This window comes from Roseateles sp. GW821-FHT02E12, from assembly GCF_059421665.1.
The window spans coordinates 658,548-680,737 of record NZ_JBWKVK010000002.1 but is presented as its reverse complement, the minus strand read 5'-3'; the positions used below and the strand labels follow the sequence as shown (position 1 = coordinate 680,737).

21 protein-coding genes are annotated in these 22,190 nt (G+C 67.5%); 12 read left to right on the top strand and 9 right to left on the bottom strand.

All coding sequences use genetic code 11. The annotated features are described in order from the left end of the window. Nucleotides 1-130: 130 nt before the first annotated feature. Nucleotides 131-640: a diguanylate cyclase domain-containing protein gene (locus tag AC07V5_RS13930; protein ID WP_495116273.1), complete on the top strand. Its 510-nt coding sequence runs from the start codon at nucleotides 131-133 to the stop codon at nucleotides 638-640. 26 nt (nucleotides 641-666) lie between these two features. On the opposite strand, the gene AC07V5_RS13925 is transcribed toward AC07V5_RS13930, so the two are convergent. The 6 genes from AC07V5_RS13925 to AC07V5_RS13900 all read right to left on the bottom strand — a co-directional run bounded on the left by AC07V5_RS13925 (nucleotide 667) and on the right by AC07V5_RS13900 (nucleotide 7,594). Then, nucleotides 667-1,380: an ABC transporter ATP-binding protein gene (locus AC07V5_RS13925; protein ID WP_495116272.1), complete on the bottom strand. Its 714-nt coding sequence runs from the start codon at nucleotides 1,378-1,380 to the stop codon at nucleotides 667-669. Then, nucleotides 1,377-2,162, bottom strand: coding sequence for an ABC transporter ATP-binding protein (locus AC07V5_RS13920; RefSeq protein WP_495116271.1), 786 nt, complete (start codon nucleotides 2,160-2,162; stop codon nucleotides 1,377-1,379). The genes AC07V5_RS13925 and AC07V5_RS13920 overlap by 4 nt, the downstream gene beginning before the upstream one ends. After that, nucleotides 2,159-3,454 (bottom strand): branched-chain amino acid ABC transporter permease, encoded by a 1,296-nt coding sequence (locus AC07V5_RS13915; RefSeq protein WP_495116270.1) that lies wholly within the window; start codon nucleotides 3,452-3,454, stop codon nucleotides 2,159-2,161. The genes AC07V5_RS13920 and AC07V5_RS13915 overlap by 4 nt, the downstream gene beginning before the upstream one ends. Next, complete coding sequence (locus AC07V5_RS13910; protein ID WP_495117064.1) at nucleotides 3,454-4,413, bottom strand: branched-chain amino acid ABC transporter permease; 960 nt, start codon at nucleotides 4,411-4,413, stop codon at nucleotides 3,454-3,456. The genes AC07V5_RS13915 and AC07V5_RS13910 overlap by 1 nt, the downstream gene beginning before the upstream one ends. A 200-nt stretch (nucleotides 4,414-4,613) precedes the next feature. Further along, on the bottom strand, nucleotides 4,614-5,864 hold the full coding sequence (locus AC07V5_RS13905) for a branched-chain amino acid ABC transporter substrate-binding protein (protein ID WP_495116269.1): 1,251 nt from the start codon (nucleotides 5,862-5,864) through the stop codon (nucleotides 4,614-4,616). An 83-nt stretch (nucleotides 5,865-5,947) separates the two neighbouring features. Continuing rightward, nucleotides 5,948-7,594, bottom strand: a complete 1,647-nt coding sequence (locus AC07V5_RS13900) for a 3-(methylthio)propionyl-CoA ligase (protein WP_495116268.1) — start codon at nucleotides 7,592-7,594, stop codon at nucleotides 5,948-5,950. A 134-nt stretch (nucleotides 7,595-7,728) separates the two neighbouring features. Here AC07V5_RS13900 and AC07V5_RS13895 point away from each other — a divergent pair, with 134 nt between their 5' ends. The 5 genes from AC07V5_RS13895 (at nucleotide 7,729) to AC07V5_RS13875 (ending at nucleotide 11,426) form a co-directional block, all read left to right on the top strand. Next, nucleotides 7,729-9,177, top strand: a complete 1,449-nt coding sequence (locus AC07V5_RS13895; RefSeq protein ID WP_495116267.1) for a protein adenylyltransferase SelO — start codon at nucleotides 7,729-7,731, stop codon at nucleotides 9,175-9,177. Then, nucleotides 9,174-9,596, top strand: a complete 423-nt coding sequence (gene msrB / locus AC07V5_RS13890) for a peptide-methionine (R)-S-oxide reductase MsrB (RefSeq protein WP_495116266.1) — start codon at nucleotides 9,174-9,176, stop codon at nucleotides 9,594-9,596. Before AC07V5_RS13895 ends, msrB begins: the two co-directional genes overlap by 4 nt. Nucleotides 9,597-9,654: 58 nt before the next feature. Then, entirely contained in the window at nucleotides 9,655-10,287 is a 633-nt protein-coding gene (locus tag AC07V5_RS13885) for a septation protein A (protein WP_495116265.1), read from the top strand. Next, complete coding sequence (locus tag AC07V5_RS13880) at nucleotides 10,284-10,547, top strand: BolA family protein (RefSeq protein ID WP_495116264.1); 264 nt, start codon at nucleotides 10,284-10,286, stop codon at nucleotides 10,545-10,547. Before AC07V5_RS13885 ends, AC07V5_RS13880 begins: the two co-directional genes overlap by 4 nt. A gap of 75 nt (nucleotides 10,548-10,622) precedes the next feature. Then, a complete protein-coding gene (locus AC07V5_RS13875; RefSeq protein WP_495116263.1) occupies nucleotides 10,623-11,426 on the top strand; it encodes a peptidylprolyl isomerase in 804 nt (267 codons plus the stop codon). A gap of 53 nt (nucleotides 11,427-11,479) precedes the next feature. Here AC07V5_RS13875 and AC07V5_RS13870 read toward each other — a convergent pair whose 3' ends face one another. Then, nucleotides 11,480-12,151 carry an ABC transporter ATP-binding protein gene (locus AC07V5_RS13870; protein WP_495116262.1) on the bottom strand — a complete coding sequence of 224 codons (672 nt, stop codon included), beginning with the start codon at nucleotides 12,149-12,151 and terminating at the stop codon, nucleotides 11,480-11,482. On the opposite strand from AC07V5_RS13870, the gene AC07V5_RS13865 reads away from it, so the two are divergent. Next, a complete protein-coding gene (locus AC07V5_RS13865; RefSeq protein ID WP_495116261.1) occupies nucleotides 12,150-12,794 on the top strand; it encodes an arylesterase in 645 nt (214 codons plus the stop codon). The genes AC07V5_RS13870 and AC07V5_RS13865 overlap by 2 nt on opposite strands. Nucleotides 12,795-12,803: 9 nt before the next feature. Here the strand turns inward: AC07V5_RS13865 and AC07V5_RS13860 are convergent, their stop codons facing one another. Continuing rightward, entirely contained in the window at nucleotides 12,804-14,774 is a 1,971-nt protein-coding gene (locus AC07V5_RS13860; RefSeq protein WP_495116260.1) for a DUF6600 domain-containing protein, read from the bottom strand. A 108-nt stretch (nucleotides 14,775-14,882) separates the two neighbouring features. Beyond that, nucleotides 14,883-15,422 carry a peptide deformylase gene (gene def / locus AC07V5_RS13855; protein ID WP_495116259.1) on the bottom strand — a complete coding sequence of 180 codons (540 nt, stop codon included), beginning with the start codon at nucleotides 15,420-15,422 and terminating at the stop codon, nucleotides 14,883-14,885. A 47-nt stretch (nucleotides 15,423-15,469) separates the two neighbouring features. On the opposite strand from def, the gene AC07V5_RS13850 reads away from it, so the two are divergent. The 5 genes from AC07V5_RS13850 to AC07V5_RS13830 all read left to right on the top strand — a co-directional run bounded on the left by AC07V5_RS13850 (nucleotide 15,470) and on the right by AC07V5_RS13830 (nucleotide 22,190). After that, nucleotides 15,470-16,453 (top strand): MBL fold metallo-hydrolase, encoded by a 984-nt coding sequence (locus AC07V5_RS13850; protein ID WP_495116258.1) that lies wholly within the window; start codon nucleotides 15,470-15,472, stop codon nucleotides 16,451-16,453. Nucleotides 16,454-16,752: 299 nt separating this feature from the next. Beyond that, on the top strand, nucleotides 16,753-19,275 hold the full coding sequence (gene nirB / locus AC07V5_RS13845; RefSeq protein WP_495116257.1) for a nitrite reductase large subunit NirB: 2,523 nt from the start codon (nucleotides 16,753-16,755) through the stop codon (nucleotides 19,273-19,275). 13 nt (nucleotides 19,276-19,288) lie between these two features. Further along, nucleotides 19,289-19,612, top strand: coding sequence for a nitrite reductase small subunit NirD (nirD, locus tag AC07V5_RS13840; RefSeq protein WP_477894310.1), 324 nt, complete (start codon nucleotides 19,289-19,291; stop codon nucleotides 19,610-19,612). Nucleotides 19,613-19,642: 30 nt separating this feature from the next. Next, nucleotides 19,643-20,455, top strand: a complete 813-nt coding sequence (locus AC07V5_RS13835) for a formate/nitrite transporter family protein (RefSeq protein ID WP_495116256.1) — start codon at nucleotides 19,643-19,645, stop codon at nucleotides 20,453-20,455. A 7-nt stretch (nucleotides 20,456-20,462) separates the two neighbouring features. Next, nucleotides 20,463-22,190, top strand: a complete 1,728-nt coding sequence (locus AC07V5_RS13830; protein ID WP_495116255.1) for a bifunctional protein-serine/threonine kinase/phosphatase — start codon at nucleotides 20,463-20,465, stop codon at nucleotides 22,188-22,190.

Below are 22,190 nucleotides of genomic sequence, written 5' to 3'. Positions count from 1 at the left end.
GCGTCAGGCGGTGTCGAGAGATTTTTTCGGGGCGATGTCGGGTTGCGGCGCGGGGCTGCGTTCTTAGAGATTGAAGGCCTCGTTGCGCCGCACCACCGGCGGGCGCAGGCCAGACCTCCTGGAGCCGCCCATGTCCGTCACCCACCTCGTCCCGCAAGATGCCTGCCCCGACGGCCGCGATGGCTACGCGCCCGCGCTGCCGCTGGTGGGGTCGCTCGCCGAGCTTGCACCCTACCTGTCGCGGCGGCTGGCGCGTTGCCGGCGCGCCGGCGAGCAGCTGGCCATGCTGTGGATCGAGCTCGACCCCCTGCCCTCGCCGGGCGCCGAGGCCACCGACGTGACAGCCGAACTGCTGCGCACGGCGAGCCTGCGCGTGCGCAACCGCGTGCGCGGCACCGACGAGGTGGTGCAGGTGGGCGAGCAGGGCTTTGCCGTGCTGCTGCCCGGTGCCGGCAGCGCGGAAGCAGCGGTGGTGGCACCCAGGCTCAGGCAGACGCTGACGGGGGCCTACGAGCTGGAAGGCCACCTGGCCTACCTGGCCGTGGCCATGGGCGAAGCGGTGTTTCCGGAAGCAGGGTTCACCGGCACCGAGCTGGCCGAGGCCGCCCAGCGCAGCCTGGCAGTTCGGCAAGGCGCGTGATGTCGGCCCCGCGAGAGGGGCCGGCATCACACCTCCAGCCACTCCTTGCGGATGTAGGCGTTGGCGCGCAACTCCGCGGGCGAGCCCTCAAAGACGATGCGGCCGTGGCCCATCACGTAGCAACGCTCGGAAATCTCCATCGCGATGGCCAGCTTCTGCTCGACGAGCAGGACCGCGATGCCGCGGTCCTTCAGCGCCTTCAGGTACTCGGCCACCAGCTCGACGATCTTGGGCGCCAGGCCCTCGGTGGGTTCGTCGATCATGATGAGATCAGGGTCGCCCATCAGCGTGCGGCACAGCGTCAGCATCTGCTGCTCGCCGCCCGACAGCACGCCGGCCTCGGTGTGCTGGCGCTCCTTGAGCCGCGGAAACATGCGGTACATGTCGTCGAAGCTCCAGCGCACATTCTTCGCGCCAGCCTTCTTCTCGCCCAGCATCAGGTTCTGGTGCACCGTCAGCTTGGGGAAGATGTCGCGGTTCTCGGGCACATAGCCCAGGCCGAGGTGGGCAATCTCGTAGGCCTTGCGGCCGACCAGTTCGGTGTCGCCCCAGCGCACCGAGCCCTTGGCGTCGACCTGGCCCATGATGGTCTTGACCGTCGTGGAGCGGCCGGCGCCGTTGCGGCCCAGCAGGCTGACGATCTCGCCCGGCTTGACCTCCATGCTCACGCCGTGCAGCACATGGCTCTTGCCGTAGAAGGCGTGGACGTTGTCCAGCTTGAGAACGCGACCTTCGCTCATGCCGCTGCCGCCTGGGTTTCTGCGAGCACGGAGCCCAGGTAGGCCTCCTGCACTCGCGCATTCGCGCGCACCGCATCGGGCACGTCGAAGGCGATGACTTCGCCGTAGACGAGCACGGCGATCTTGTCGGCCAGGCCGAAGACAACGCCCATGTCGTGCTCCACGGTCAGCAGGGTCTTGCCAACCGTCACGTCACGGATCAGCTGGATGAAGCGCTTGGTCTCGCTCTTGCTCATGCCTGCCGTGGGCTCGTCCAGCAGGATGACGCTGGCGCCGCCGGCGATGGTGATGCCGATCTCCAGCGCCCGCGCCTCGGCGTAGGTCAGGTTCATGGCCAGCACGTCGCGTTTCTTGTCGAGCTTGATCATCTCGAGGATCTGCTCGGTGCGGTCGTTGGCGTCGTCGAGGTCGGCCAGGAACTTCCAGAACGCGTAGCGGTGGCCCAGGCTCCACAGCACGGCGCAACGGATGTTCTCGAACACGCTCAAGCGCGTGAACAGGTTGGACACCTGGAAGCTGCGCGACAGGCCTAGGCGGTTGATCTCGTAGGGCTTCTTGCCGTCGATGCGCTGGCCGTGCAGATGGATCTCGCCCGAGGTCGGCGCGAAGCGGCCGCTGATCAGGTTGAACAGCGTGCTCTTGCCCGCACCGTTGGGGCCGATGATGGCCACGCGCTCGCCGGCCTGCACAGCCAGGTTGGCGCCACGGATGATCTCGCTCTTGCCGAAGCTCTTGCGCACGCCGCGCAACTCGACCGCGAAGGTGGATGGTGTTGTGCTCACAGCGCCTCCCTCCGCTTGATTTCCTTTTCGATGTCTTCCTGGATCTCGCCCCACTCGTGGACGTAGCTGCGGCGCACCAGTTCGAACATCGCGACGCCGACAACCAGCAGCAGTGCCGAGCCGAACCAGGCATCCACGCCGGCGCTGTTCAGCGTCGCACCCATGAAGCGCATCTCGGGGCCCAGGGCCTCGTTCAACTGGCGGTGGTAGACCATCTCGATCATGGCCGCCGCGCCCACCAGTGCGGCCAGTGCGGTACCGGCCAGCGCGAGGTAGGACGTCCAGAGCTTCTTGAGCTTGCCGAAGGCCGCCACGCGCAGGTTCATCAGGATCAGGCTGGCCACGCCGCCGGGCGCGTACATCACCATGAAGAGGAAGACCAGGCCCAGGTAGAGCAGCCACGCGCTGGTCAGCTCCGACAGCAGCACGCCCGCAAACACCATCAGCACCGCGCCGATGACCGGCCCGAAGAAGAAGGTGGCGCCGCCCAGGAAGGTGAACAGCAGATAGGCCCCGGAGCGCGACGCGTGCAGCACCTCGCCATTGACGATCTCGGTGTTGATGGCGCCCAGGCCCCCGGCAATGCCGGCAAAGAAGCCCGAGATGGTGAAGGCCATGAAGCGCACCCAGTGCGTGTCGTAGCCGATGAACTCGACCCGCTCGGGGTTGTCACGCACCGCGTTCAGCATGCGGCCCAGCGGCGTGCGCGTCAGCGCGAACATCGCGGCCGTGCAGATGAAGCAATAAACGGCGACGAGGTAGTAGACCTGAATCTGCGGCCCGAAGCTGATGCCCATCAGCGGCTTGCCGATGACGCGGTTGCTGGACACGCCGCCCTCGCCGCCAGAGAACTCGGGCAGCATCAGCGCCAGCGCGAACACCAGCTCGCCGATGCCCAGCGTGATCATCGCGAAGGGCGTTCCGGCCTTCTTGGTGGACACATAGCCCAGCAGCGCCGCGAACACCAGGCCGGCAACGCCGCCGACCAGCGGGATCAGGCTGACCGGGATGTTCCAGGTGCCGTGGCTGGCCATGTTGAGCGTGTGGATGGCCAGGAAGGCGCCCATGCCGCTGTAGACCGCGTGGCCGAAGCTGAGCATGCCGCCCTGGCCCAGCAGGATGTTGTAAGCCAGGCAGGCGATGACGCCGATGCCCATCTGCGTGAGCATGGTCTGCGCCAGGCCCGTGGTCCAGATGCGCGGGGCGACGATGAGGATCAGGGCGAACATGCCCCAGACGATCCAACGCCCGACGTTGTAGGGCTTGAACTCGAAGAAGGTGGGCTTGCTCATCAGTCTTCTCGCGTGCCCAGGAGGCCCTTGGGCCGGAAGATCAGGATCAGCACCATCAGCAGGTACGGCAGGATCTGCGCCACGTCCTTCAGCGCGAGGCGCAGCACCGGATAACCGGGCGTCTCGGGCGTGACCGTCATGCCCATGGACGTCAGCACGGATGCCAGCGATCCGTCGACGGTCAACGGCAACGTCTGCAGCAGGCCGATGACCAGCGAGCCGACGAAGGCACCCGCCAGCGAGCCGATGCCGCCCACCACCACCACCACGAAGATGATGGAGCCCACGATGATGGCCATGTTGGGTTCGGTCACGAAGGTGATGCCGCCGATGACACCGGCCAGCGCCGCCAGCGCGCAACCGCTGCCGAACACCAGCATCAGCACACGCGGCACGTTGTGGCCCAGCGCCTCCACCATCTCGGGATGGGTCAGCGAGGCCTGGATGACCAGGCCCACGCGGGTGCGCGTCAGCAGCAGCCACAGCGCCAGCAGCATCAGCAGGGCCACCAGCATCATGAACGCCCGTGTCAGCGGGAAGGTGGAGCACAGCGCCGCCGTGCACAGCTCCGGCGCGGCCTTGCCCAGTGCCAGCGACATGCCTTGCACGGGGTGCGAAATGATCGTGAACGCGGAGCCCTGCAGCTCGGGCGGCGGCGTGAACGGCACCGCCGTGCGGCCCCAGACCAGCTGCACCAGCTCGAGGATCACGTACGACAGGCCGAAGGTGATCAGCAACTCGGGCACATGCCCGAACTTGTGCACCCGGCGCAGCGCCAGCCGCTCGAAGCCCGCCCCCATCACGCCGACCAGCAACGGCGCCAGCAGCAAGGCCGGCCAGAAGCCCAGCACGCCCACCAGCGAATAGGCGACGTAGGCGCCCACCATGTAGAAGCTGGCGTGGGCGAAGTTCAGCACGCCCATCATGCTGAAGATCAGCGTCAGGCCAGAGCTGAGCATGAAGAGCAGCAGGCCGGACGACAGGCCGTTCAGCAGACTGATGAAGACTTGATCCAAAACTCGATCCTCAGCGAAACCACGCTCCGGGCTGAGCCGGATTGCGTCGCGAGCGGGCCGAGGTCGGGTTCGGGACGCACAGCCGTACTACCGTACGGCGAGCATCACGAGCCCGAGATCGGCTCGCGCAGCAGCAAAACGGCTTAGCCGGGCCGCTTCATTTGGCAGGACGTCGGCGTCGAGGACACATAGCTCTCGTACTGCTTCACCGGCGCCAGCGTCATGCCCGTCTTCTCGGGGCTGTAGGGGTACTTCGCATCGGCCTTTTGCCAGACCGAGATGAACAGCGCCTGTTGCAGCTGGTGGTCCGTCTTGCGCATCGTCACTTCGCCGTTGAAGCTCTTGACCGTCAAGCCTTCGAGCGCCGCCGCGACCTTGACCGGGTCGGTCGACTTGGCATTGGCCATGGCCTGGCTCAGCAGCGTGTAGATGTGCTGCACGCTGAGCGTGTACATGTCGTCGTTGAACTTCTTGTTGTACTCGTCGGCGTTCTTCTGTGCCTCGCCGCCCATGTTGTAGTGGCTGTAGGCCACCTGGAAGACGCGGCCGGCGCCACCCGTGCCCAGGGCCGTCGGCGTGCCGGTCACGCCGGTGTAGTAGGTGAAGAACTTGCCGTTGTAGCCGGCCTCGTTGGCGGCCTTGACGAGCAGGGCCAGGTCCGAGCCCCAGTTGCCGGTGATGACGGTGTCGGCGCCGCTGGCCTTGATCTTGGCCACGTAGGGTGCGAAGTCACGCACCTGGGCGAGCGGGTGCAGGTCTTCGCCAACGATCTGCACGTCGGGGCGCTTGCGGGCCAGCATTTCCTTGGCGTACTTGGCGACCTGGTGGCCGTGCGCGTAGTTCTGGTTCAGCAGGAAGACCTTCTTGACGTCGGCCTGGTCCTTCATGAAGGTGGTCAGCGCTTCCATCTTCATGGAGGTGTCGGCGTCGAAGCGGAAGTGCCAGTAACTGCACTTGCTGTTCGTCAGGTCGGGGTCCACCGCCGAGTAGTTCAGGTAGACGATTTCCTTGCCCGGGTTGCGCTCGTTGTGCTTGCTGACGGCGTCGCTCAGTGCCAGCGCGACGCTGGAGCCGTTGCCCTGCATGATGTAGCGGATGCCCTGGTCGGCCGCGGCCTTCAGCAGGTTCAGCGACTCGGCGGGGCTCAGCTTGTTGTCGAAGGTGACGATCTCGAACTTCACGCCCGCGGGGTTGCTCTTGTTGAACTTCTCGCCGAGGAACTGGAAGGTCTTGACCTGGTTCTGGCCCACCGGGCCCATCAGGCCGGAGAGTGCGTCGATATAGGCCAGCTTGACCGTCTCGCCCTTCTGCGCCTGGGCGCCGGCGGATGCCAGCACCAACGCTGCAGCTGCGATGAGGCGCAGTGGGGAGCGGGTCGAAGTGTTGTCGAGCATGCTTGTCTCCTGTTGTGGGTCTGAATGTGAACGGAAGTTAATCCAGCCTGGCTGCTGCACAGTCCCGGGCTTACCCCAGACGCTCAGGTCGTCGGGAGCTTGTGGCTCAGGAACTGGTCGCGCAACTTGAGCTTCTGCACCTTGCCGGTGGCGGTGTGCGGAATCTCGGTCACGAAGACCACGTCATCGGGAATCTGCCATTTGGCGATGCGACCCTCATAGAAGGCCAGCAACTCCTCGCGCGTCAGCGCGGCATCGGGCTTCTTCACGACGACGAGCAACGGCCGCTCGTCCCACTTGGGATGCTTGGCAGCGATGACGGCGGCCTCGTGAACGGCCGGGTGCGACATCGCCACGTTTTCCAGGTCGATGGAGCTGATCCACTCGCCGCCGGACTTGATGACGTCCTTGCTGCGGTCGGTGATCTGCATGAAGCCATCGGCATCGATGGTGGCCACGTCGCCGGTCGGGAACCAGCCGGGCTCGCCATCCACGCTGACCAGCGGCGACTCGTCGTGGTTGAAGTAGCGGGAGATGACCCAGTGGCCGCGCACGACGAGGTTGCCCGAACTCTGGCCGTCCCAGGGCAGCGAGCGGCCCTCGTCGTCGACGATGGCCATGTCCACGCCGTAGACGACGCGGCCCTGCTTCTCCAGCAGGCGCTGCTGCTGTTCAGCCGGCAGGTCGAGCTGGCGCGTCGTCAGCTTGGACAGCGTGCCCAGCGGCGACATTTCCGTCATGCCCCAGGCGTGGATGACCTCGATGCCGAAGTCCTGCTGCAGCGACTTCATCATCGCCGGCGGGCAGGCCGCGCCGCCGATGACGGTGCGCTTGAAGGTCGAGAACTTGAGGTTGTTGGCCTTCACGTAGTTCAGCAGGCCCAGCCAGACGGTGGGCACACCGGCGCTGAAGCTGACCTTCTCGCCCTCGAAGAGGTCGAAGAGGCTCTTGCCGTCCAGGTGCGGCCCGGGCAGCACGAACTTGCAACCGACGATGGCCGCGCTGTAGGGCAGACCCCAGGCGTTCACATGGAACATCGGCACGACGGGCAGGATGACGTCGCGACCGGAGCAGTCCATCGCATCCGGCAGCGCCGCGGCATAGGCGTGCAGCACCGTGGAGCGGTGGCTGTAGACGGCGCCCTTGGGATTGCCCGTGGTGCCGGACGTGTAACAGATGCTGGAGGCGGTGTTCTCGTCGAACTGCGGCCAGACGTAGTCGCCGGTCTCGGCGGCCAGCAAGTCGTCGAAGCACAGCAGATTCGGGATGCCCGTGCTCGCCGGCATGTGAGCGCGGGACGTCATCAGCACGAAGTGCTTCACGCTCTTGAGCGCAGGCGCAATCTTCTCGACCAAGGGTAGGAAGGTCGCGTCGAAGCACAGCACGCGATCATCGGCGTCGCTCGCGATCCAGATGATCTGCTCGGGGAAGAGGCGCGGATTGATGGTGTGGCAGACCAGCCCCGAGCCCGAAGCGCCGTAGTAGATCTCCATGTGGCGATGGCCGTTCCAGGCCAGCGTGCCCACCCGGTCTCCGGGCTCAAGCCCCAAGCGTGCGAAGGCCTGCGCGGCCTGGCGGGAGCGGCGCGCCACCTCGCGCCAATTGCTGCGGTGCAGGTCTCCCTCGACCCGCTTGCTAACGATCTCGGTCTCGCCCGAATGCCGCTCGGCGTGCTTCAGCAGCGACGAGATCAGCAGCGGATCCGACATCATCCGGCCCATCAATGCCATGGTTGTCTCCTGGCGGTCTTATCGACCCAGTCTAGCCCCCGGTTCCAACACCCAAACGTCACAACCGCGACCCTCAGCCCCCGGGGAAACACCCGGGTCAGCGAGGTAAATGAGGCCCTCACTAAACTGGGGCGATGAATCCGCTCGACGGTCTTGCCTGGACCAACCGCTTCGCCGACCTGGGGCCTGACTTCTTCACCGAACTGCCAGCCCAAGGCCTGCCCGACCCGCACTGGGTAGCGCAGAGCCCCGCCTGCGCACGACTGCTGGGTTTGCCCGGCGGCTGGACAGAGCAACCGCAGGCCCTCGCCGCCTTCTCCGGCAACACCGCCTGGCCCGGCATGCGGCCGCTTGCATCGGTCTACAGCGGCCACCAGTTCGGCGTCTGGGCCGGCCAGTTGGGCGACGGCCGCGCGCTGTGGCTGGGCGAGGTCGACACGCCCGCCGGCCCGCAGGAACTGCAGCTCAAGGGTGGCGGCCAGACGCCCTACTCCCGCCGCGGCGATGGCCGCGCGGTGCTGCGCTCGTCCGTCCGCGAATTCCTGTGCTCCGAAGCCATGGCCGCACTCGGCGTGCCGACGACGCGGGCGCTGTGCATCACCGGTTCGCGCCTGCCCGTCATCCGCGAGACGGTCGAGACGGCGGCGGTCGTGACGCGCGTCGCGCCCAGCTTCGTGCGCTTCGGCCATTTCGAGCATTTCGCCCATCACGACCAGCTCGACGCACTGCGCCGCCTGACGGACTGGTTCATCGCACACCACGCACCCGAATGCGCTGACGCGCCCGAGCCCGCCGTGGCGCTGCTGGAGAAGGTGTCCCTGCAAACGGCTGACCTCATCGCGCATTGGCAATCCGTCGGCTTCTGCCATGGCGTCATGAACACGGACAACATGTCCATGCTCGGCCTGACGCTGGACTACGGCCCGTTCGGCTTCATGGATGCCTTCGACCCCGGCCACGTCTGCAACCACAGCGACGACCGCGGCCGCTACGCCTATGCCCGCCAGCCTGCCGTGGCTTTCTGGAATCTGCACGCGCTGGCGCAGGCCTTCGTGCCGCTGCTGGACGGCGAGCAGGAGGCGGCCGGCGAGCGCCTGCTGGAGGCAGTCGAAGCCTACCGCGGCCGCTTTGCCACCGCCATGCTCGGCCGGCTGCGCGACAAGCTCGGCCTGGATGGCGCGCAAGACGGCGACCAGGCGCTGGCCGACGACTTCCTGAAGCTGATGGCGGCATCGCGCGCCGACTTCACGCAGAGCTTTCGCCGCCTGTCGCGCGCGCTGGCCACGCCCGAACCGCTGCGCGACCTTTTCATCGACCGCGAGGCCCTGGACGCCTGGCTGGCGCGCTGGCGCCAACGCACCGCGCCGGATGCCGAGGCCCGCATGCTGGCCGTCAACCCGGCCGTCGTGCTGCGCAACCACCTCGCCGAGGGCGCCATCCGCGCCGCCCAAGGGGGCGATTTCACGGAGATCGAACGGCTGCTGAAAGTTTTGAGCCGCCCGTTCGACGAACCCGCTCTTCCCAGCGACGCGGCCCTGCCGCCCGACTGGGCCCAGCACCTCGAAGTCTCCTGTTCATCATGAGCCAACACGACACCAGCAAGACCTACTCCGTCCAGAAGACCGATGACGAATGGCGCGCGCAACTGGACTCCATGCAGTACCAGGTCGCTCGCCACGCGGCCACCGAGCGCGCCTTCACCGGCAAATACTGGGACCACTTCCAGGACGGCCACTACAACTGCATCGGCTGCGGCACGCCGCTGTTCGAGGCCGACACCAAGTTCGACGCCGGCTGCGGCTGGCCGAGCTACTGGGCGCCGGTCAACAGCGAAGTCATCGAGCGCGTTGTGGACAGCAGCCACGGCATGGTGCGGGTCGAGGTGAGGTGCAACAAATGCGGCAGCCACCTCGGCCACGTCTTCCCGGACGGCCCCGAGCCGACAGGAGAGCGTTTCTGCATCAACTCAGCCTCGATCGATTTCGTGAAAGACAATCCTTGAACTCGGGGACTGCCCGCCCGAGCAGAGCGACCAGCTCTGTCCTCGACCGACATTCAAGATGAAGTTACTGCTCGACTTTCTCCCGCTGATCCTGTTTTTCGTCGTCTTCAAGGGCGCCGAAGGCAGCCCGGATGCAGCCGCCGTTTTTGCGACCCAGCATTTCGGCTTCCTGGTGCAAGGCGGTGTCGTCGGGCCCCAGGAAGCGCCGGTGCTGCTGGCCACCCTCGTCGTCATGGTCGCGACGCTGGCCCAGGCCGCCATCCTCAAGATCCGCGGCAAGAAGATCGACCTGATGCTGTGGATCAGCCTGGCGCTGGTCGTGGTGCTCGGCGCGGCAACGGTCTGGTTCCACAACGAGACCTTCATCAAGTGGAAGCCCACCGGCCTGTACTGGGCGATGGCGCTGACGCTGTGGATCTCGCAGGCCTGGTTCGGCAAGAACCTGATCCGGGCCATGCTGGGCACCGAGCTGCAACTGCCCGACATCATCTGGCTGCGCCTGAACCGCGCCTGGGTGCTGTTCTTCGCCGCCATGGGCGTGGCCAATCTCTACGTGGCGTACCACTTCACGACGTCGACCTGGGCCAACTTCAAGGTCTTCGGCGTGACCGGCCTCATCGTCGTCTTCACGCTGGCCCAGGGCCTGTACCTCGGCAAGCACCTGCCGCCGGAAGAGGACAGCAAGCCATGACCTTGGCCCTGGAGATCGAGACGCGGCTGCGCGCGGCACTGGCACCGAGCGCGCTGAGCGTCCGCGACGACAGCGCCCAGCATGCCGGCCACGCCGGTGCGCGCGAGGGTGGCCACTTTCACGTGGCTGTCGAGTCGGATCGCTTTACCGGGCTGCAAAGATTGGCCCGTCACCGCCTCGTTTATCATTGTTTGTCCGACCTGATGCAGCGCGGCATCCACGCGCTGGCCATCGACGCCCGCGCCCCGGGTGAACCCTGAACCAGGTCGAGCGTGATTGAACCGCGCGCCCCGTTCCGGGCGCGATTTTTTTAGCCTGACCCACATTCCCCACCCATGAAGAAGTTTGCGCTCGCCGCCGTCGTCGCGGCCACCATTTCGGCCCTGCTGCCGGCTGCTGCAGTCGCGCAGAACGTCGCCACCGTCAACGGCAAGCCCGTGCCCAAGGCGCGCGTCGAGACGCTGATCCAGCAGGTCACCAAGAGCGGCCAGCAGCAACGCTCGCCCGAGCTGGAAGCCCAGGTCAAGGACGAGGTCGTGCGCCGCGAGATCTTCATTCAGGAAGCCGAGAAGCGCGGCGTCCCGCAGACGGCCGACTACAAGGCCCAGATGGACCTGGCCCGCCAGATGCTGCTGATCCGCGGCCTGATGGAAGACTACAAGACCAAGAACCCCGTCACCGACGCGGACGCGCAGGTCGAGTACGAGAAGTTCAAGGCCGCCAACACCGGCAACGAATACCGCGCCCGCCACATCCTGGTGGAGAAGGAAGAAGACGCCAAGGCCCTGATCGCTCAGATCAAGGGCGGCGCCAACTTCGAGGAACTGGCCAAGAAGAACTCCAAGGACACCGGCTCCGCAGCCAACGGTGGTGACCTGGACTTCGCCAACCCGAACAACTTCGTGCCCGAGTTCAGCAAAGCCATGGTCGAGCTGAAGAAGGGCGAGATGACGCAGGAGCCGGTGAAGAGCCAGTTCGGCTATCACATCATCAAGCTCGAAGACACCCGCGCGGCCACCTTCCCGGCCTTCGACGACGTCAAGGCGCAGATCAAGCAGCGCATCGAGCAGCAGAAGATGGCCGAGTTCCAGGACGGCCTGATCAAGAAGGCCAAGACGGACTACACGTTCAGCAAGTAAGCCGCTGAGCTGAAAGACAAGCCCGCTGACCGCAAGGTCAGCGGGCTTTTTCCTTATGCGGCCAGGCGGCCCGCCTCGATGCGCAGCTGGCGCTCGCAGCGCGTGGCGATCTCGCGGTCGTGGGTGACGAGCACCAGCGTCGTGCCGGCCTCGCGGTTGAGCTCGAACATCAGCGCCATCACGGACGCGCCGGTCGCGAAGTCCAGGCTGCCGGTGGGCTCATCGGCCAGCAGCAGGGCCGGGCGCAGCACGAAGGCGCGGGCCAGCGCCACGCGCTGCTGCTCGCCGCCGGACAACACGCGCGGATAGTGGCCCAGGCGCTCGGCCAGGCCGACACGGCCCAGCATGGCCGCGGCCAGGTCTCGGGCGTCGCGGTCCCCGCGCAGCTCCAGCGGCAGCATGACGTTCTCCAGTGCCGTCAGGTTCGGCAGCAGCTGGAAGCTCTGGAACACAAAACCCAGCTCGCGGGCACGCACGGCGGCGCGCTGATCTTCATCGAGCGTGAACAGGTCCTGGCCGCGCAAATTGACGGTGCCGCTGCTCGGCGTGTCCAGGCCGGCCAGGATGGCCAGCAGCGTGCTCTTGCCCGAACCCGAGGCGCCGACGATGGCGACGGATTCCCGTGCGGTCAGCGTGAAGCTGATGTCATGCAGAATCGTCAGCTCCCCGGTCGCGTCACGCACGCGCTTGGTGATCTGATCAACTTGGACAAGGACTTCGGGCATGTCGGGACTGCGTCGGCGGGCAATGGTGGCGCACTGTAGCCTGGGGCTGTTGGCCGGCTGGACGTCAGGGTCGATGGCCGCGGCCGAGGCGCCCGTCATCCTCGTCGTCGGCGACAGCCTGTCGGCGGAGTACGGCTTGAAGGCCGGCGACGGTTGGGTGGCCTTGCTGCAGGTCCGGCTGGCCGCGCAGAAGAAACCGCACCGCGTCGTCAACGCCAGCATCAGCGGCGACACGACCGCCGGCGGCCGCAGCCGGCTGCCGGTGGCGCTGCGCACGCACAAGCCGGCCATCGTCATCATCGAGCTCGGCGGCAATGACGCGCTGCGTGGCCTGCCCTTGTCCAGTTCGCGAGACAACCTGCTGACGATGGCGAAAGCCGCCCAGGCGGCCGGCGCCAAGGTCATCGTCATCGGCATGCAGGTGCCGCCCAACTATGGCGCCAGCTATGCGCGCGACTTCGAGGGCCTGTTCACCGAGGTTGCCAAGCAGACCAAGGCCGGCCTCGTGCCCTTCCTGCTGAAGGGCGTGGCGGACCGGGCCGATGCGATGGACTGGTTCCAGCCCGACCGCATCCACCCGCTGGCCAAGGCGCACCCGCAGATGCTGGACAACGTCTGGCCGGCGCTCAAGCCACTCGTCTAGAACGCCGCCTCAGCGCTCCTGCTGCTTGGGGTCACGCGGCTTGTCGCCGCGTGTCGGCACGCCGTCCTGGCGGCCTCGCTGCGGGCCTTCGTCGCGCGGCTGGGCGCGGGGCTGGGCCTGCTGCTGAGGTTGCGGCTGAGGCTGAGGCGTCTGCACACGCTGAGGCTCGGGCTGGCGTTGAGGCTCGGCTTGACGCTGCGGCTCCAGCTGGGGCGCGCGGCGCTGGAACTCTTCGCGGCGTTGCTGCATCTCACGTTGCTGCATCTCGCGCTGTTGCATCTCGCGTTGCTGCAGGTCTCGCTGCTGCATCTCGCGTTGCTGGGTTTCCCGCTGCTGCAACTCACGCTGCTGCTGCTGTTGCTGCTGCTGTTGCGCCTCGCGTTGCTGCTGCTGTGCTCGCCAAGGCATGTTGTCCCCGCCACGTTGTTGCTGCGGCTCGAAGCCGGGGCGCATTTGGGGCGCCTGAGGCTGTTGGACGATGGCTGGCGTGGCCGGCTGAATCACGGCGGGCATGGGCACCTGCGGCTGCACGTCGGGGCCACGGTTGTCGCGGCGCAAGGGCAGCTGGCCCTCGCTGCGCCAGCCGACGCCGGGCTCACGCTCGCGGTCACGCTGGCGCGGCAGCACCGTCTCGGGCGGGCGCGTCGGTGCCGTCGGCAGCACGGCAGCCAGGTCGCCACGGCCTGGCGCGGTCGGCAGCGGGCGGCCCCAGCCGGGCTCGGCGCGGCGGTCGGGGCCGCGCACCGGCATGGGCTGGATGGCAGCACCCGGCGCCGGCAGCGTGCTGACGGCCGTCGGCACGTCGCGGTAGCGGTGCGGGCGCTGCACGGTGACCGGGTCGCGCACGTCGCGCGGGTCGTTGATGCGGTTCACATAGCGTGGGCTGTGGTGATAGGCCGGCCGGTAGACCTCGCGCGGCGCCAGCGGATACCAGCCGAAGCGCGGTGGCGGCGGGCGATTGCCGACGCTGATGCCAACGCTGACGGAGCCACCCCCCACCCAGCCCACCAGGGCCGGCGCGTAGACGGGGCGATGCACATAGGTGCCCGGCGCCCAGCACCAGCGGCCGCCCCAGCTCACCCAACGGCCATAGTGGAAGGGCGCGAAGCCCCAGGGCGCATCGTCCACCCAGGTCCAGCCCCAGTGGCGCGACCAGGCCCAGCGGCCGTAGCGGTAGGGCGCCCAGTCGGCAACGGCGATGCTGGTCGGGATCCAGACCGTGCCGAACTCGGGCGCGGTCTCCCAACGGCCATAGCGGTCCAGGTCCTCGGCACCGGTCATCTCCGGCGATACGTAGCGAGCCACCGGGCGGTCGCCCTCCTCGCGGCTTTCGGCCAGCACCCAGTCGCCGAAGGCGTCGCTGTACAGCGGCGAGCGCTCGGCGCGCGGGCCGTCCGGCCACCAGAGCTCGATCTGCTCTCCGGTGCTCAGGGCAACCGGTGAAGCCCCGCGCGCCCATTCAAAGCGCATGCGGCCCTGCCAGACATAGAGCTTGCTGCCGCGGTCGAGCTGTTCAACGCGGTAGAGGCCATCGCGCTCCGGCTGGGCCACGCCCTCGCGGGTGCGCAGCCGCGTTTCGGCGGCGTTCTCGGGTGAGCGCAGGCGCAGCGCCACGTCGCCGCGGTCCAGTTGCAGCACCGTCTGGCCCTCGTCGAGCTGGCTCAGCTCCAGGTCACTGCGCTCGTCGACCCAGATCGTCGTGGAGCCGGCGCGCAGGCTGACGCGGGCGCGATCGTCGGTGCGAACACGGTCACCCTCGCCCACGGTCTGGTTGCGCGTCAGGCGGGTCCATTCGCGCGTGTCGTTGTCGAACAGCCAGGCATCGCCGACGACATCGACGACGCGGGCGGCGCGCGATGGCGGGTCGCGGCCGGCGTCCTGCGCCTTGACGCCGGGGGCGATGGCGACCAGCAGGGTCAGTGCCAGGACGCGCCAGGTGCGGCGGGTCAGAACAAGCTTGGATTCGGCGAGCGTGGCCATGGAGGCTCCTTTGCGCGAAGCTAACGTATCAGCCTGGCAAGCGGTGGACGGCGCTTACAAAGATTTCATGTCTGCCGGGTGCGTCAGCCGCTCCCGGAGCCTGATCAATCAATCGTCGTCGGCATTCGGGTCCAGCTCCGGGAACAGCACGGACGTGAAGCCGAAGCGCCTGAAATCGGTAACCCGCATCGGGTAGAGGATGCCGTCCAGGTGGTCGCACTCATGCTGCACCACGCGGGCGTGGAAGCCGTCAGCGATGCGGTCGATGGGTTGGCCATCGGCGTCGAAGCCGGTGTAGCGGATGCGCTCGTCGCGCTCGACGACGCCACGCAGGCCAGGAACGGACAGGCAGCCCTCCCAGCCCTCGGTGCGGCCGCCGTCCAACACCTCGATGACCGGGTTGATCAGCACCGTCGGCGGCACCGGCGGCGCGTCGGGGTAGCGCACATTCTTCGTGTAGCCAAAGATGACCAGGCGCAGGTCGACACCGATCTGTGGCGCCGCCAGGCCGGCGCCGTTGGCGGCGACCATCGTCTCGAACATGTCGGCGATCAGCGCCTTCAGCTCGGGGGTGCCGAACTGGGTGATCGGCTGGGCAACGCGCAGCAGGCGCGGGTCGCCCATCTTCAGAATCTCGTGAACGGCCAAGCGGGCCTCCTTGGGCTATCGTGCCGGCCATTCTAGAAACGCATCCCATGTCTGCTCAGTTGCCCGCTCAGTTGCCCGATTTCCTCGAAGACCTCGGCGACGGCATCTATGCCATCGACACCGGCTTCCAGCGCCCGCGCTTCGATGCGGCCTATCTGGTCGTCGAGGAAGGCCGCGCCGCCTTCATCGACACCGGCACCAACCACGCGGTGCCTCGCCTGCTCGAATCGTTGACCGCGCTGGGCCTGACGCCGGACGCAGTGGATTGGGTCATCCCCACCCATGTGCACCTGGACCATGCCGGCGGCGTGGGCCTGCTGACGCAGGCGCTGCCGCGAGCCCGCGTGCTGGTGCACCCGCGTGGCCTGCGCCACATGGTGGACCCGAAGGCGCTGTGGCTGGGCGCGCTGGCTGTCTACGGCGAGGAGGAGATGCAACGCTCCTACGGCAAGCTGGTGCCGGTGCCGGCCGAGCGCGCCGAGGCCAGCCATGACGAGCAGGTCATCCACCTCGCCGGCCGACCGCTGCGCCTCATCGACACGCCGGGCCACGCCAGGCACCACCACGCGATCTGGGACGCCCGGAGCCGCAGCTGGTTCACCGGCGACACCTTTGGCCTGTCCTACCGCGCCTTCGACGTCGACGGCCGCGCCTGGATCCTGCCGACGAGCACGCCAGTGCAGTTCGAGCCGGAGGCGCTGAAGGCCACCGTGGCCCGCCTGCTGGCTGCCGAGCCGCTGGCCATGCAGGTCACGCACTACGGCCGCATCGGCGGCTCGGTGGCGGAGGTGCGGCGCCTCGCCGACGTGATGCTGGAGCAAGTGGACGAGATGGTGGCCCTGGCCCTGTTGCTGAAAGATGCACACGACCGCCACGAAACGCTCAAAGGCGGCCTGCTGGCCGCCTATCTGGCTCGAGTGCAAGGCCACGGCTATCGCGGCGACATGGCCGCGGCGGCGGATTGGCTGGCGCTGGACGCCGAGCTGAACGCCCAAGGCCTCGAGGTCATGCTGGACCGCCCGGCCCGCTGACGGGGCGATACGCCCCGCCACGGTGCGCGCCGCCGCACCGCGCCAGTGCCGCGCCGACGCGCGCAGCGGTCAATCCCCAGGGCGATGCCCATTTCAGGCGCAGGCATGCGTCTTGCGGAGCTCTGCCTGAGGCGCTGCGCTGAAGCGGCCCTTTGCTTCCGCAGAAGCATCGCCAAAGACGGCGAACCTCATCTTCCGGCCCCGACCGAGCAGACCGCTGCTCTCGGGGCCTTCTTATTGGTCGCTCCGACCTGGCCGCGCAAAGCCCGGTCGGCGCAGCCTGCTTCGCCAGAACACACATGCACATCGTCCTCATCGGCCACGGAATGGTGGGCCAGAAATTTCTCGAATCCCTCGCCGAAGGCCCTGCCGGTGCCGACGTGCAGGTGACGGTGCTGTGCGAGGAGCCGCGCCCCGCCTACGACCGCGTGCATCTGTCCGAGTTCTTCTCAGGCAAGTCGGCCGAGGACCTGTCGCTCGTGCCGGCGGGCTTCTTCGAGAAGAGCGGCTTCAAGCTGCGCCTGGCCGCCAAGGCCGTCGCCATCGAGCGCCGCGACCACACCATCACGCTGGCCGACGGCGAAGTCGTCCACTACGACAAGCTGGTGCTGGCCACCGGCTCCTACCCGTTCGTGCCGTCGGTGCCGGGCCGCGACCGGCCTCACTGCCATGTCTACCGCACCATCGAGGACCTGGAAGGCATGAAGGCCAGCGGCGCCGTCTCCAAGACCGGCGTCGTCATCGGCGGCGGCCTGCTGGGGCTGGAGTGCGCCAAGGCGCTGCGCGACATGGGCCTGCAGACGCACGTCGTCGAGTTCGCCCCGCGCCTGATGGCCGTGCAGATCGACGACGGCGGCGGCCGCGTGCTGCGCAAGAAGATCGAAGACCTCGGCGTGCAGGTCCACACCGGCCGCAACACGCTGGAGATCACCGACGGCGCGATGGCACGCCACCGCATGGTGTTTGCCGACGGCACCTGGCTGGAAACCGACATGATCGTGTTCTCCGCCGGCATCCGCCCGCGTGACGAACTGGGCCGCCAGTGCGTGCTGGCCATCGGCCCGCGCGGCGGCGTCGTCGTCGACGACCACTGCCGCACCAGTGACCGCAACGTCTACGCCGTCGGCGAGGTTGCAGCCTGGAACGAGCAGACCTATGGCCTCGTCGCCCCAGGCTACGAGATGGCCCGCGTGGCGGCCCGCCACATCGCGGGTGACGCCGAAGCGGCCTTCCCGGGCGCCGACCTCAGCACCAAGCTCAAGCTGATGGGCGTGGACGTGGCCAGCATCGGCGACGCCCACGGCAAGACGCCCAACTGCCGCAGCTACCAGTTCGTGGACGAGCGCAAGCAGGTCTACAAGAAGATCGTCGTCAGTGAAGACGGCGAGAAGCTGCTCGGCGCCGTGCTGGTGGGCGATGCGGCCGAGTACGGCACGCTGCAGCAGATGGCGCTGAACGGCATCAAGCTGCCTGCCGACCCCGAGTTCCTGATCCTGCCCAGCAGCGATGGCAAGGCCAAGGTCGGCATCGGCCCCGACGCCCTGCCCGACAGCGCCCAGCTCTGCTCGTGCAACAACGTCACGAAAGGCCAGATCTGCGCGGCCGTGGGCGATGGCGCGACGACGATCGGTGCGCTCAAGGCTTGCACCAAGGCCGGCGCCACCTGCGGCGGCTGCGTGCCGCTCGTCACCCAGGTGATGAAGTTCGAGATGGCCAAGCGCGGCATGGCCGTCAACAACCACATCTGCGAGCACTTCCCGCATTCGCGCCAGGAGCTGTATCACCTGATCCGCGTGGGCGGCATCAAGACCTTCAGCGACCTGATGGCCAAGCATGGCAAGGGCCTGGGTTGCGACATCTGCAAGCCCGCCGCGGCCAGCATCTTCGCGTCCTGCTGGAACGAGTTCGTGCTGGAGCCCCAACTGGCCGCGCTGCAGGACAGCAACGACTACTACCTGGGCAACATCCAGAAGGACGGCAGCTACTCCGTCGTGCCGCGCATGCCGGGTGGCGAGGTCACGCCCGATGGCCTGATCGCCGTCGGCCAGGTCGCCAAGAAGTACGGCCTGTACACCAAGATCACCGGTGGTGCCCGCGTCGACATGTTCGGCGCCCGCGTCGAGCAACTGCCCTTCATCTGGGAAGAACTCATCGCCGCCGGCTTCGAGAGCGGCCATGCCTACGGCAAGTCGCTGCGCACCGTGAAGAGCTGCGTAGGCAGCACCTGGTGCCGTTATGGCGTGGACGATTCGGTGGGCCTCGCCGTCGAGATCGAGAACCGCTACAAGGGCCTGCGCGCGCCGCACAAGATCAAGTTCGGCGTCTCCGGCTGCACACGGGAATGCGCCGAAGCCCAGGGCAAGGACGTCGGCATCATCGCCACGGAGAAGGGCTGGAACCTGTACGTCGCCGGCAACGGCGGCATGAAGCCGCGCCACGCCGAGCTGATCGCCAGCGACCTGAGCAAGGCCGACCTGCTCAAGTTCATTGACCGCTTCCTGATGTTCTACGTGCGTACGGCCGACCGCCTGCAGCGCACCAGCACCTGGCGCGACAACCTCGAAGGTGGCCTGGACTACCTGAAGGACGTCGTCATCAACGACAGCCTGGGCCTGGGCGCCGAGCTGGAAGCGCAGATGCAGGCCGTGGTGGACACCTACCAATGCGAATGGAAGACGGCCGTCACCACACCCGAGGTGCGCCAGCGCTTCCGCTCCTTCGTCAACAGCGACAAGCCGGACGAGCGAATCATCTTCGTGGAAGAGCGCGGGCAGATCCGCCCGGCGCGTGCCGAAGAGCGTGAAGAAGAAGCCACCGCCTGATCAAGGACCCGACATGACCTACACCCCCATCTGTGCCGTCGACGACATCCTGCCCAACACCGGTGTTGCCGCTCGCGTGGGCGACCGCCATGTGGCCGTGTTCCGCGTCGGCCAGGAAAGCTTCCACGCCATCGACAACATCGACCCGCGCTCCGGCGCCAGCGTGCTGGCACGCGGCCTGGTGGGCAACCTCGGCGAGCGCATCGTCGTCGCGTCGCCCCTCTACAAGAACCACTTCGATCTGAGCACCGGCGAATGCCTGGAGGCGCCCGAGCAGTCGGTGCGCGCCCATGCCGTGCAGGTGCAGGACGGCCGCGTGCTCGTCGCGCTGCGTTGAACATTCCATAAGCGATAGAGGAGACAAACCATGGCCTACGTTGTACCCACCGAGTTCGTGACCAAGATGGTCGATTCGGGTGAATCCAAGCTGTTGATGTCCACCCGCGACACGCTGATCCGCTCCTACATGGCGGGTGCCATCCTGGCGCTGGCGGCGGCCTTCGCGGTGACGGTGAGCGTCAACACCGGCAACCCGCTGCTGGGCGCCGTGCTGTTCCCTGTCGGCTTCATCCTGCTCTACCTGATGGGGTTCGATCTGCTGACCGGTGTGTTCACGCTGGTGCCGCTGGCCGTGCTGGACAAGCGCCCGGGCGCGACCTGGGGCGGCGTGTTCCGCAACTGGACGCTGGTGTTCTTCGGCAACTTCGCCGGTGCGCTGACGGTGGCCGTCTTCATGGCCATCATCTTCACCTTCGGCTTCAGCGAGGCGCCCAACCTGGTGGGCCAGAAGATCGGCACCATCGGCGAAGGCCGCACGGTGGGCTACGCAGCCCACGGCGCCGCCGGCATGCTGACCCTCTTCATCCGCGGCGTGCTGTGCAACTGGATGGTGTCCACCGGTGTCGTGGCGGCCATGATGTCCACCTCGGTGTCGGGCAAGGCCATCGGCATGTGGATGCCGGTCATGGTGTTCTTCTACATGGGCTTCGAGCACAGCATCGTCAACATGTTCCTGTTCCCCTCGGGCCTGATGCTGGGCGGCAAGTTCACGATCATGGATTACCTGATCTGGAACGAGATCCCCACCGTCGTCGGCAACCTGGTGGGCGGCCTCACCTTCGTCGGCCTGTCGCTGTACGCGACCCACTACAAGACGGCGCCCAAGCGCGTACTGAGCTGATCCGGCCATGGGCGCAGCCCTGAGGCTGACGCTGGGCCAGCACTCCGAGGCTGGCCCAAAGCCGCTGAACCAGGACTTCCACGGCGCGGCGCTGCCGACCGACGCGCAGCGCCGCTCACGCGGTATCGCGTTGGCGATTGCCGATGGCATCAGCAGCAGCGCGGTCAGCCAGGTCGCCAGCGCGGCCGCCGTGCGCGGCTTCCTGGAGGACTACTACGGCACCTCCGAGGCGTGGACGGTGCGCCGCGCCGCGCAATGCGTGCTGGCCGCCACCAACGGCTGGCTGCATGCCCAGACCCAGCGCGGCGACGGCCGCTTCGACAAGGACCGCGGCCATGTCTGCACCTTCAGCGCCCTCGTCTTCAAGGGCCGCGAGGTGCACCTGCTGCATGTGGGCGATACGCGTGTCTACCGAATCCACGACACGGCGCTGGAGCAGCTGAGCCAGGACCACCGCGTGCGCCTGGACGGCGGCCAGACCTATCTCGGCCGCGCGCTGGGCATCAGCCCGCATCTCGAGATCGACCACGCCTGCTGGCCCACCGAGGTTGGCGAGACCTTCCTGCTCGCCACCGACGGCGCCTACGAGCATCTGGACGCGATGCAGGTGCTCAGCACCGTCGCCCGCCATGGCGCCGACCTGCAGGCCGCTGCGCAGGCACTGGTGGCCGCAGCGCTGGCGCGCGGCAGCCAGGACAACGCGACCGTCATGCTGGCCCGCGTCGAATCCCTGCCCAACCAGCTCACGCCGCCGGTGCGCCGCGACCGCCTGCGCCTGCCGCCGCGGCTGGCGCCACGGATGGAGTTCGAGGGCTATCGCATCGTGCGCGAACTGCATGCAAGCGCGCGCAGCCAGGTCGTGCTGGCCGTCGACGCGGACGGGCGCGAGTGGGCGCTCAAGCTGCCCTCTGCCGAGTTGGCGAACGACGCGACGGCGCTGGACCGCTTCGCGACCGAGGAATGGGTAGCGCGCCGCATCGACAGCCCGCACGTCATCAAGGCCGCGCCGCCCGAGAAGCGGCGCGAACACCTGTTCACGTCGATGGAATTCATCGCCGGGCAGACGCTGGCGCAGTGGATGACCGACCACCCCCGCCCCGGGCTCGACGAAGTGCGCCAGTTGGTGGACCAGATCGCCCGCGGCCTGCAGGCCCTGCATCGCAAGGAGATGCTGCACCAGGACCTGCGCCCCGAAAACCTGATGATCGACCGCCAGGGCACCGTCGTCCTCATCGACCTCGCCTCGGCCCATGTCGCGGGCCTGAGCGAAGGCCTGGGCGACGCACGCGCCACGGACATCGCCGGCACGCTGCAGTACACGGCGCCCGAGTACTTCACCGGCGATGGCGGCACGCCGCTGTCCGAACTGTTCTCGCTGGCCGTACTGACCTACCAGATGCTGACGGGCGCCCTGCCCTATGGCCTGCAGGTGCCGCAGGTGCGCGGCGCGCGCGACCTGCACAAGCTGCAGTACGTGCCGCTGCGCACCCGCCGCCCCGACCTGCCCGAGTGGCTGGACCGCGTGCTGCGCAAGGCCCTGCAGCCTCAAACCTCACGGCGCCAGCAGGCACTATCGGAGTTCGTGCATGACCTCCACGCGCCAGGCGCCGAGTTCACCAACCGTGACCGCACTCCGCTGCAGCAGCGCCACCCCCTGCTGTTCTGGCGGGGGCTGACGCTGGTGTTCGGATTGGCTACGCTGGCCCTGCTGGGCCTGCGCGTGACGGGCCACTGA

Bases quoted from the DNA above. Each gene is read 5' to 3' on its own strand.
- msrB (WP_495116266.1), top strand. From the start codon at position 9,174: ATGAGCCAACACGACACCAGCAAGACCTACTCCGTCCAGAAGACCGAT.
- AC07V5_RS13875 (WP_495116263.1), top strand. From the start codon at position 10,623: ATGAAGAAGTTTGCGCTCGCCGCCGTCGTCGCGGCCACCATTTCGGCC.
- AC07V5_RS13850 (WP_495116258.1), top strand. From the start codon at position 15,470: ATGTCTGCTCAGTTGCCCGCTCAGTTGCCCGATTTCCTCGAAGACCTC.
- AC07V5_RS13885 (WP_495116265.1), top strand. From the start codon at position 9,655: ATGAAGTTACTGCTCGACTTTCTCCCGCTGATCCTGTTTTTCGTCGTC.
- AC07V5_RS13915 (WP_495116270.1), bottom strand. From the start codon at position 3,454: ATGAGCAAGCCCACCTTCTTCGAGTTCAAGCCCTACAACGTCGGGCGT.
- AC07V5_RS13900 (WP_495116268.1), bottom strand. From the start codon at position 7,594: ATGGCATTGATGGGCCGGATGATGTCGGATCCGCTGCTGATCTCGTCG.
- AC07V5_RS13905 (WP_495116269.1), bottom strand. From the start codon at position 5,864: ATGCTCGACAACACTTCGACCCGCTCCCCACTGCGCCTCATCGCAGCT.
- AC07V5_RS13925 (WP_495116272.1), bottom strand. From the start codon at position 1,380: ATGAGCGAAGGTCGCGTTCTCAAGCTGGACAACGTCCACGCCTTCTAC.
- AC07V5_RS13870 (WP_495116262.1), bottom strand. From the start codon at position 12,151: ATGCCCGAAGTCCTTGTCCAAGTTGATCAGATCACCAAGCGCGTGCGT.
- AC07V5_RS13830 (WP_495116255.1), top strand. From the start codon at position 20,463: ATGGGCGCAGCCCTGAGGCTGACGCTGGGCCAGCACTCCGAGGCTGGC.
- nirB (WP_495116257.1), top strand. From the start codon at position 16,753: ATGCACATCGTCCTCATCGGCCACGGAATGGTGGGCCAGAAATTTCTC.
- AC07V5_RS13895 (WP_495116267.1), top strand. From the start codon at position 7,729: ATGAATCCGCTCGACGGTCTTGCCTGGACCAACCGCTTCGCCGACCTG.
- AC07V5_RS13880 (WP_495116264.1), top strand. From the start codon at position 10,284: ATGACCTTGGCCCTGGAGATCGAGACGCGGCTGCGCGCGGCACTGGCA.
- AC07V5_RS13910 (WP_495117064.1), bottom strand. From the start codon at position 4,413: ATGCTCAGCTCTGGCCTGACGCTGATCTTCAGCATGATGGGCGTGCTG.
- AC07V5_RS13865 (WP_495116261.1), top strand. From the start codon at position 12,150: ATGTCGGGACTGCGTCGGCGGGCAATGGTGGCGCACTGTAGCCTGGGG.
- AC07V5_RS13930 (WP_495116273.1), top strand. From the start codon at position 131: ATGTCCGTCACCCACCTCGTCCCGCAAGATGCCTGCCCCGACGGCCGC.
- nirD (WP_477894310.1), top strand. From the start codon at position 19,289: ATGACCTACACCCCCATCTGTGCCGTCGACGACATCCTGCCCAACACC.
- AC07V5_RS13835 (WP_495116256.1), top strand. From the start codon at position 19,643: ATGGCCTACGTTGTACCCACCGAGTTCGTGACCAAGATGGTCGATTCG.
- AC07V5_RS13860 (WP_495116260.1), bottom strand. From the start codon at position 14,774: ATGGCCACGCTCGCCGAATCCAAGCTTGTTCTGACCCGCCGCACCTGG.